This is a genomic window from Chloroflexota bacterium (assembly GCA_016197225.1).
Taxonomy (GTDB): Bacteria; Chloroflexota; Anaerolineae; order Anaerolineales; family VGOW01; genus VGOW01.
The window spans coordinates 24213-33125 of record JACPWC010000075.1; the positions used below are offsets into that span (position 1 = coordinate 24213).

The window sequence follows — 8913 nt, forward strand, 5'->3', positions numbered from 1 at the left end:
GATGACACAATACAACAGAGGAAGCCAGAGGGGCGGCAACAATCCGCCTGCGCCTCAATTTCAAAAACCGAGTGACGATGAAATCAAAAAAATCATCGTCAACGGCGACGTAGAGTTATTGGTGAAGTTGGCTGAACGGGCGGGCGAGGCGTTGGCTGTTCAAAAACTCACTACCAGCCAGATACGCAATGTGTTTGGCACAGTGCGTCAGATCCAAATGCGCTGGCCGACAGCCCCGGAAAAATCTTATCGGGAAGCAGTCTTGTTGCGCCCCAAGCTGGCTTATTTCGCCGAACGCGAAAAGAAGTCGAAGGGGGGCGGCTCGGCGGGCATGGAAACACTGCAGGTGGTATTGGAGCCTGCGCTGAAGTTGTTGAGCGACACCGGCCAGCCCAACCAAGAGCGATTTGAGCGGTTCGCAGAATTGTTTGAAGCCATTGTAGCGTATCACAAGAAGCACGGCGGCAAGTAAGCCAAAGGAGAGATTCTCATGACTGTAAAACTGTTAGGCCGGGTGATTATCAGCGGCGAGATTGAAGCCAAAACCGGTTTGCACATCGGCGGCAGCCCCGGTGCGTTAGCGATTGGCAACGTGGATTTGCCCGTCATCCGCGACGCTCGCACCAACCAGCCCTACATCCCGGGCTCATCACTTAAGGGCAAGATGCGCTCGTTGAGCGAGAAGCTGACTGGCGCGCCACAGAACAAAAACATCGGGAAAGATGTGGCCATACATGTTGCAGGCGGCGATAAGCGCGACTACAAATCTGAGGCAGACTATAAGCGTGTTGGGATGGAACAATATCAGAGTTATTGGGTCAACCCCATCTTCGGCCTGCCTGGCGAAGTCGGGTTTGATATTCCAGCCCCAAATCGTTTGCTGGTGCGTGATGTCCCTTTGACCAAATCATCGCGTGATGAACTTCTCAAAGCCAAAACCGATCTCCCCTTCACCGAAGTGAAATGGGAGGCGGCTATTGACCGGGTGACGAGCGCGGCGACGCCGAGACAGATTGAGCGTGTTCCGGCGGGCGCGATCTTCGGGCCGATGGAGTTGGTGTTCAGCGCATTCCTCAAAGAGGATGCTGCCCTGTTCGGTAATGTGCTGAGGGGGTTGCAATTGGTAGAAGATGACTACCTGGGCGGGCATGGCTCGCGCGGCAGCGGCAAGGTGGCGTTCCGCGCTTTGCGTGTGGAAATCCGGCGCGGCGAGACATATGAAACCGTGACCGACGCGCGTTTCAGCGGCCTGGCCCTGACCGAGCTAATAAGCAGGCAAGCTGAACTGCTCAACTGGGTGACAGACATGCTGGCCTTGGCGTAGGAGGCCGTATGCCAATCTTTCATTTGACTCTGCGCGGCCCACTGCATCAGGGCGAGTTTGTGGGCATCAACCGCGAGGCCGCGCTGGACTGGATTCCATCCGATAGCTTGTTTGCGATGCTGGTAACAGCGTGGACGCAAACGGGAGTTGACATGGCCAGCCGTTTAGCCGGATTCGAGGCCGGGCCGCCGCCGTTTCTCCTCACTTCGGCGTTTCCGCACGCGGGCAGTGTGCGCTTTTATCCCGCGCCGCAACGCCTGCCGCAGGCTGTGTTGGACAGCGGTGTAGCCGGAAAGACCGTCAAGAAGATTCGCTGGCTGTCGGCAGGCGCGCTGGATTTGCTACGGCAAGGGCAGGCTCTGGAAACCGCCGAGGCAAATTTTCTGCATGGGCGAACAGTCTGGTTGACTGTGAAAGAACGAGAAGCAATAAAACATTTGCTAGCCGAAGATGACGAAGGCGGTTCAAGCCTGTGGCGGTTCCAGGTCGTGCCGCACGTGACGGTGGATCGCGCCAGCAATGCTTCGAACCTGTTTCACACCGGGCGGGTGACTTTCAGCCCGGACTGCGGATTATGGTTTGCCGTACGCGGGCAAGCCAATGATGTGCGCGAGGCGTTTGGTTTAAAAGCAAATTTACCCAATATGACCCTTCTTAATTTTAATTAATTTCATATAATCCATTATTTCATTTTAAATCGAATATGAATCAAATATACCTATACGTAAGCGGCCAGTTTATCGCAGTGGGTTGGCCTTTCTCACTCCGGCAGGGAAATTGGTGGAGGCGGTATGAAATACAAGGTAACAGTGGAGACTCTCACCCCTCTGCACATTGGCACAGGCACGGACCTGCTGGCAAAGTTCGATTACGTCTCCAGGCCCAGCGACCGGATGACGTATGTGCTTGATCAGGAGGCGGTGTACGCCGATGAGTTGGAACGCAACGGGGCGACAGCGCAGTTGAACAAACCGGCCGGGGCGTTGCTGAGTTCGGAGAACTGGCGTGAAGGCTCGCCGTTTGTGCGCTACACTCTGCACGGCAGTACGACGATTGAGCGTGTGCACGAACAAATAAAGGATGCTCACGGACGATGCTATTTGCCCGGCTCGTCTCTGAAAGGAGCATTACGCACGGCGATCATGGCGTATGCGATCCGGTCGGGAGAATTCAAACCACAAGGAGAGCAGTTGGGGCCGCGCTCGGAATGGGCGGCACAGCAATGGGAGCATGACGCTTTTGGGCGCAATTCTAACTATGATCTATTACGCGCCTTGCAGGTTGCCGATAGCGGCGCTCTGCCTACTACGCCTTCAGCGTTGGAGTTGTGCTCAGCGCGAGTGTTCACCGGCGGCGAGCCAAGCATACCAGTAGAAGTGGAAGCAGTGCGAAAAGGCACGACTTTTCAAACCGAGATTACGATTGACGAGCTAGCATTGAAGTATGCGCCCGAGCTGGATTGGGAAGATCGGCAATTGTGGTTGACGAATTTGATCGAGATACTTCAGCAGACCAGCCGCCAACGGATTGAGGAAGAATTGGCGACCACCAGCGCCAAAGGTTTTGAAGAGGCGGCAATTTTTTATAAGCGACTGATGGCGACGGCTGAGGCGCTGAAAGGAAAGAGCGCGGCAGTGATTCAACTGGGATGGGGAGCGGGTTGGACCGGGATGACGGTAGGCGGGGTGTTAACCAAAGAATTGCAGGATCGCGCCCGACAAAAATACAAATTAGGGAAGCCGCAAAAAGCAGGGCGGGACTGGGAGCCGGATTTGAGCAAATCGTTTCCCAAAAGCCGCAGCTTGCGGGCAATTCCATCCTCGGTGGGCGACGACCGGCCCGGCCTGCCATTGGGCTGGATGCTCCTGGTGTTTGCGCCAGCGGGCCAGCCTTCGCCAGAGTGGGTCGCATTGAGCCGCAAGGCTAAAGCGGCGTTCAAGCCGCTGGCCGATCAGTCTGTTGCGATCAAGCAATCGCTTGTGCCGCCAACAGTAGAGCCAGCACCTTCGCCGGTTGAACCGACCCCGGACTCGATCTCGACAAAACCCGCCCTGCCTGTTCGGCCCGAACCGCCGAAATCGAAGCCGTCAGTTCCAAAACCCGCCGCCCGCCCCCTCATCCCCACCTTCGCCGAAGTTCCAAAGGTGGGTGACCGCTTCAAGGGCGAAGTGTTCGACGCTCAAGGGCGCGCGTTGCAATTGTTAATTCCGGGGCTGGATGATACGGTCGCCTATGCCAGCATCGCCGCTGAAGACAACGACTCCAGCAAGAAGTTCAAGGAGGGCGATTCGGTGGTGTGTGAAGTGATTGGACTGGAGCAAGAAAAGAGTGGATGCTGGCGGGTGAAGTGCCGGAGAGGATGAAAATGTATCGAGGTACATATGGTTGAAGTTGATCTAAAAGTTCTGACCGAGCAATGGCTGGCGATCCAGGATCGTAATGAACGCAATAGCTTTTATGACGAGGCCGTATTTCCGGCGATCAAGCAGGTGGTGGTGGCGCGTGAACAGGCCGAATTGCCTGTTCCGTATACGCATTTGATATTACCAGTGGGCTTATCACCCGAGCCGCTCATTCTCTCTATCCTGATTTTGCGACCGGAAAAAGTCTACCTGCTTTACACCCGGGCTTCGGAACGCTATCTGGATCGTATCTTCCAGGAAACAGGTTTGCGGCTGAGTCAGGTTGACAAAGATGAAGTGGATGAGACGAACGTCCCGGATATCTACCAGAAGGTCAAAGCAATTTATACGCACTGGGGCAGGCCGGATCGAATCGCTGTGGATGTCAGCGGCGGCAAAAAATCAATGGTCGGCGGGTGCGCTTTGGCTGGAGCGTTGATTGGAGCGCGGCTCTTTTATATGGATTCGGATTTTTTGCAGGAGTTCCGCAAACCATCGCCGGGCAGCGAGCGATTAGCCATCCTAAGCAATCCTTATGATGTGTTTGGGGATTTGGAACTTGAGCGAGCTAAGGCCCTGTTCCATGAGTTGGATTTTGCCGGTGCGAAGCGATTGTTGGGTGAACTCGCGGCGCGTTCATCAACGCCAGAACAATATACTGCGCGAGCAATGTTGTGCGAGGCTTATGCCGCCTGGGATGACTGGGATATAACATCGGCCCATGAACGGTTATCGCAGGTGATTGGAGCGGTTGAAAAGTTTGCTCGCCGTGATACAGATACGCCGTTGGCATTTGCTATATCGTCATTGCGTCAACAACTTGATGTGCTGGAGCGGCTTAAACAGGCTCAGGCATTACTGGCCAAGAGCGAGTCGGAATTGGATGCTTTGCGAACCCCTAAATTCTTTCAGCCAATGCTTGGTTCGTTACGGGCAACGGCACTGCGTCAGGAGCAACGAGGCAAGCGTGATGTGGCGGCTTTGTTGTGGTACCGAACAATTGAATTTCTAAGCCAGCAACGATTGAGTTCCTATAATCTGCGGAGCGGGCAAATTGATTACACCCAAGTTGCCGGCGGCGCATCGGCTGAATTGCTCGAGCGGTATCAAAAAGCCTTTAAAACCGATGACAAAAAAGGAAAGACCAAGTTGCCGGAGGTCCTGCCGGATGAAGTGGATTTGACTAAAGGCTACGCCTTTTTGCAGGCTTTGGGCGATGAATTCGCGCAAAAGGTTCATTTTGGCAAAATCCGCAGCAAAGTGAACGCCCGAAACAAGGGAGTGTTTGCCCACGGCTTTGTGCCTTTATCGCAAACAGATTATGAAGATTTCAAATCATTGGCATTGGATTTGCTCGGAGAATTCAGGGCGCTTGCGCACGACTACGCTGATGATTGGAACAACTGTGAGTTTATCGAGGCCTTATGATCCTCCTCTCCCTCGTCGGCGAACAACCCCTGCCTTCTCTCCTCGTCTCGCGGGCCTTGAAGCCGGCGCGGACGATTCTGCTTTACACCACCACCACCGAGCGCGTGGCCGGCAACCTGGCGATGATGATGGCCGGGGCGGAGTTGAAACGCGTTGACGCTTACGATTTTGTGGCGGCTCTGGCGCAAATCAGGGCGCTCATGGCGGGCGAAGCGGTGATTAATTTGACGGGCGGCACCAAGCCGATGGCGCTGGCGGCCTACGAAGCGGCGCGCGCTCATGGGGCGGCTGTGGTGTATTTGGAGAGCGAGAAGAAGCAAAGCCTCCTGTACCGTTACGCTTTTGCCGGGGGCGAGTCGCCCCGCCTGGTTGATAAGACGATTTTGCCGCCGCTGATTGACATTGACGATTATTTGCGCGTTCACGGACTACGGGCGCCGGCCGAGCATGGCCCGCAAAACCCGCAGGAGGCCGGGCTGGGCGCCTGGCTGAAGGAGCAGGTGGACGAGTGCCGCCGCAACCTGGTCTTTGAGGGGTTCGAGCTGGATTTTATTCTGCGGCGCGGGAACCAGGTGGCGATTATGGAAGCGAAGATGGCCTGGAAGGGCAGTCGGGCCGGCATTGATCAGTTGAACACGGCCGGCGGGCAGACGTATCTTGGCACGTACACCGGAAAGATTCTGGTGACCAGCCGTCCGCTGGGGGCGCAATTGGCGGCGCTGGCCGAGGCGCGGCGTATTCGCGCGGTGACGGCCAATGGGCAGGTGGAGCGGCGCACGGGACGGATGATGTTCGATGCGGCCAGCCGCTCGCGCCTGTTGCGCGCGCTGGAGCAGGTGCTAGGCCCGAAATGATCCTCCTCAACTTCTCCCACCCCCTCACCCCCGACCAGCTTGAGGCGATTAGCAGGCTGACCGGCCAGACGGTGGAGCGCGTCATCGCCGCCCCGGCCCAGTTCGACCACCAACAGCCGTTCGAGCAACAGTTGGCGGCGCTGATGGCGCAGATTGAGTTGTCGCCCGACGAATGGCAGACGGCCTCCATCGTGGTCAATCCCCCTTCGCTCAATTTCATCACTGCCCTGGTGCTGGCCGAGCTTCACGGGCGCATGGGCTACTTTCCGCCGGTGGCGCGGTTGAGGCCGGTGAAGGACGCCCTGCCGCCGCGTTACGAGGTGGCCGAGGTGTTGAATTTGCAGTCCGCGCGCGATGCGGCCAGAACGAGGCGATTTTAGCGATGGGCGAGAATTTTTGGGGCGACGTGGATCTGGACGGGGACGCCGACTGGCTGGACGATTGGATCGGCGATTCGGCGATGATGGCGGTTCTGCGCGCCCGGCGCAAGTTGGAGCGCGGCGAGCCGTTGACCAAAGAGGAAGCCGAACTGCTGGGCGAGCCGTTCGAGGAAGACGAGGCCGAGGAGTGGGAGGCGGGTGACGAGCGGGATGATTGGGAAGAGGACGACGATGACGATTGAGCCGGAGTTGTTGAGTGTGGTGTTGACGGTGACCCCGGCCCTCACCCCCAACCCCTCCCCCGTTTTGGAAGAGCGCCAAATCAGGGGAGGGGAGAACGGATATGGCCGGGCGGCGCACGCGGTGCTGCTGGATGCGGTGCGCGAGCACGACCCGGCGCTGGCCGAGAGCCTTCACGCCGGGTCGGGGTTGAGGCCGTTTACGGTTTCGGATTTGATCGGCTACTCGCCGAAGCGCGGCCCTTCGGCGCGCTCAGGACAGGGCCCTTCGGCGCGCTCAGGGCAGAGCCTGGAGGCGGGGCGGAAGTATAGCCTGAGGTTCACGGCGATGACGGGGCCGGTGGCGCAGGCGATCCGGTGGGCGGTGAGCAGTGGACAGTTGGCGGTGGGGAGCGCCATCCGGCTGACGGAGAGCGAGTTCGTCGTCGAGGCGGTGGATTCAGGGTTGCAGGGTTTGAATGGCGGATCGCAATTGGACGATCCGAAGTCGAAAATTGAAAATTCAAAATCCCGATGGCCGGCGGCGGCCACGTATGAGTCGCTTTCGGCCCCGTGGTTGCTGGGGCGCGCCCAGCCAGGGCATCGCCTGGCCCTTCAGTTTGCCAGTCCCACCACCTTCAAGTCGCAGGAGAAGCACGTGCCGGTTCCGCTTCCGGCCTGGGTCTTCGGCAGTTTGCTGGAGAAATGGAACGCCTTTGCCCCAGTGGCCCTGCCGCCGGAGGCCAGACGTTTTGCCGAGGAATGTCTGGCCCTTTCCGGCTACAAGCTGCAGACGCGGCCCGTGCCCACCAAAGAAGGCGGCCTGCGGATGGGGGCGGTGGGCGTTGCCTATTACACGGCTATCAATCGCGACCGTTACTGGTTGAGCGTGATGAACCTGCTAGCCGACTTTGCCCTCTTCGCCGGAATTGGGGCGGGGACGACGATGGGGTTGGGGCAGTGCCGGAGGTTGGAGGTTGGAAGTTAGAGGTTAGAGGTTGGAGGATTAGAGAATTGGAGATTGGGGGTTATGGTTCAACGCACTTTAACAACTGAATATCAGGTTTTGCCGACAATAGATAAAGTTTTGGAGTGGAAGAATTTGCAGGTTGCCTGGCGGCAGGTGGAGTCTAACAAGGGCGCCCCCGGCGTGGACGAGGTGAGCGTGGCCCGCTGGGGGCGCAATTGGGAGACGAACCTGCACCGCTTGCGCCAGCAGGTGAAGTCGAACACCTATTGCCCCAGCCGCCCACGCCGTTTTACGGTGCTGAAGAACGACGGCGGGTTTCGCGAGCTTTCGATTCTGACGGTGACCGACCGGGTTCTGCAGAGGGCAACGCTGAATGCGCTGGAGCCGTTGTTCGAGCGCCGGTTCTTGAATTGCAGTTTTGGCTACCGGCCCAACCGGTCGGTGGCCCACGCGGTGACGACCGTGGTGCGGCAACGCGAGCGCGGCCAGCGCTGGGTGTTGGACGCCGATATTCGCCAGTGCTTCGAGAGTCTGGATCATCAATTGATTATGGAGTTGATGCGGCAGGAGGTGAAGGACGCGGGCCTGCTGAGGTTGAATGCGTTGTGGCTGGAAACGGGGAAGGCCCAAAACCCCAAAGTCCAAAACCCCAAGACCCAAAATCCCAAACGCCAAATCTCAAGCAGTGATGATGGCGACCATCAGCCCTCAGCCACGCGAAGCGGCCATCCGCCGCGCGGCGTGCCGCTGGGGGCGGTGCTGTCGCCGCTATGGTGCAACCTGGTTTTGCACGAACTGGACGCGGCGCTGACGCGGGCCGGTTGGATTCTGGCCCGCTACGCCGACGATTTTGTGGTGCTGGCCGAAACCGAGGGCCGGGCGCTGACGGCCTGGGAGGAAACCGAGTATGCGCTGGACGGGCTGGGTTTGCAGTTGAACGAGGCCAAGACGAGGGTAGCCTCCTTTGACGACGGCTTCACCTTTTTGGGGGTGACGTTCAAGGGCGACGAGTATTCCTACATCCACGAGCAGAAGCGCATCCGGGTGAAAGGCCCGACGGTGAAAATTTTGCACAGCTACCTGCCGGACTTTTATTAGAAACGGCGTAACTGCTCAGGACAGTCTTTCAGAACGCAGATAAACGCTGATACAACGCTGATTTTCGCAGATAAAATCGAATTGAAAGATGTCTACTTTATACTCTCGTTTCGAGCAAATTTAAGTTGTCAAAACCGAATTATCAGCCAACGAAGTGTAGATCGCAGGCGACAAACGCAAGCACGACAAGATCGTTTCCAATAATGATGGCAGAGGCGCGAGATACTTGGAGACGTTCC

The 8913-nt window shown here is 57.6% G+C and carries 10 protein-coding genes; all 10 read left to right on the forward strand.

The window, feature by feature from the left end:
• Nucleotide 1 precedes the first annotated feature (1 nt).
• A complete protein-coding gene (gene csm2 / locus HYZ49_14285; protein ID MBI3243449.1) occupies nt 2-472 on the forward strand; it encodes a type III-A CRISPR-associated protein Csm2 in 471 nt (156 codons plus the stop codon).
• Nucleotides 473-490: 18 nt separating this feature from the next.
• Complete coding sequence (gene csm3, locus HYZ49_14290) at nt 491-1324, forward strand: type III-A CRISPR-associated RAMP protein Csm3 (GenBank protein MBI3243450.1); 834 nt, start codon at nt 491-493, stop codon at nt 1322-1324.
• Nucleotides 1325-1332: 8 nt separating this feature from the next.
• Entirely contained in the window at nt 1333-1992 is a 660-nt protein-coding gene (locus tag HYZ49_14295) for a hypothetical protein (GenBank protein MBI3243451.1), read from the forward strand.
• A 123-nt stretch (nt 1993-2115) separates the two neighbouring features.
• The gene (gene csm5, locus HYZ49_14300; protein ID MBI3243452.1) at nt 2116-3687 is read left to right on the forward strand and encodes a type III-A CRISPR-associated RAMP protein Csm5; all 1572 of its coding nucleotides are present in this window, start codon (nt 2116-2118) and stop codon (nt 3685-3687) included.
• An 18-nt stretch (nt 3688-3705) separates the two neighbouring features.
• Nucleotides 3706-5154, forward strand: a complete 1449-nt coding sequence (locus HYZ49_14305; GenBank protein ID MBI3243453.1) for a TIGR02710 family CRISPR-associated protein — start codon at nt 3706-3708, stop codon at nt 5152-5154.
• Nucleotides 5151-6008: a DUF1887 family protein gene (locus tag HYZ49_14310; GenBank protein ID MBI3243454.1), complete on the forward strand. Its 858-nt coding sequence runs from the start codon at nt 5151-5153 to the stop codon at nt 6006-6008. Before HYZ49_14305 ends, HYZ49_14310 begins: the two co-directional genes overlap by 4 nt.
• Nucleotides 6005-6388, forward strand: coding sequence for a hypothetical protein (locus HYZ49_14315; GenBank protein ID MBI3243455.1), 384 nt, complete (start codon nt 6005-6007; stop codon nt 6386-6388). Before HYZ49_14310 ends, HYZ49_14315 begins: the two co-directional genes overlap by 4 nt.
• A gap of 2 nt (nt 6389-6390) precedes the next feature.
• On the forward strand, nt 6391-6630 hold the full coding sequence (locus tag HYZ49_14320) for a hypothetical protein (protein MBI3243456.1): 240 nt from the start codon (nt 6391-6393) through the stop codon (nt 6628-6630).
• Nucleotides 6620-7594, forward strand: coding sequence for a CRISPR-associated endoribonuclease Cas6 (locus HYZ49_14325; protein MBI3243457.1), 975 nt, complete (start codon nt 6620-6622; stop codon nt 7592-7594). Before HYZ49_14320 ends, HYZ49_14325 begins: the two co-directional genes overlap by 11 nt.
• A gap of 42 nt (nt 7595-7636) precedes the next feature.
• Nucleotides 7637-8674 (forward strand): hypothetical protein, encoded by a 1038-nt coding sequence (locus tag HYZ49_14330; protein MBI3243458.1) that lies wholly within the window; start codon nt 7637-7639, stop codon nt 8672-8674.
• Nucleotides 8675-8913: the final 239 nt, after the last annotated feature.

Bases quoted from the DNA above. Each gene is read 5' to 3' on its own strand.
- HYZ49_14320 (MBI3243456.1), top strand. From the start codon at position 6,391: ATGGGCGAGAATTTTTGGGGCGACGTGGATCTGGACGGGGACGCCGAC.
- csm5 (MBI3243452.1), top strand. From the start codon at position 2,116: ATGAAATACAAGGTAACAGTGGAGACTCTCACCCCTCTGCACATTGGC.
- csm3 (MBI3243450.1), top strand. From the start codon at position 491: ATGACTGTAAAACTGTTAGGCCGGGTGATTATCAGCGGCGAGATTGAA.
- HYZ49_14330 (MBI3243458.1), top strand. From the start codon at position 7,637: ATGGTTCAACGCACTTTAACAACTGAATATCAGGTTTTGCCGACAATA.
- csm2 (MBI3243449.1), top strand. From the start codon at position 2: ATGACACAATACAACAGAGGAAGCCAGAGGGGCGGCAACAATCCGCCT.
- HYZ49_14325 (MBI3243457.1), top strand. From the start codon at position 6,620: ATGACGATTGAGCCGGAGTTGTTGAGTGTGGTGTTGACGGTGACCCCG.
- HYZ49_14310 (MBI3243454.1), top strand. From the start codon at position 5,151: ATGATCCTCCTCTCCCTCGTCGGCGAACAACCCCTGCCTTCTCTCCTC.
- HYZ49_14315 (MBI3243455.1), top strand. From the start codon at position 6,005: ATGATCCTCCTCAACTTCTCCCACCCCCTCACCCCCGACCAGCTTGAG.
- HYZ49_14295 (MBI3243451.1), top strand. From the start codon at position 1,333: ATGCCAATCTTTCATTTGACTCTGCGCGGCCCACTGCATCAGGGCGAG.
- HYZ49_14305 (MBI3243453.1), top strand. From the start codon at position 3,706: ATGGTTGAAGTTGATCTAAAAGTTCTGACCGAGCAATGGCTGGCGATC.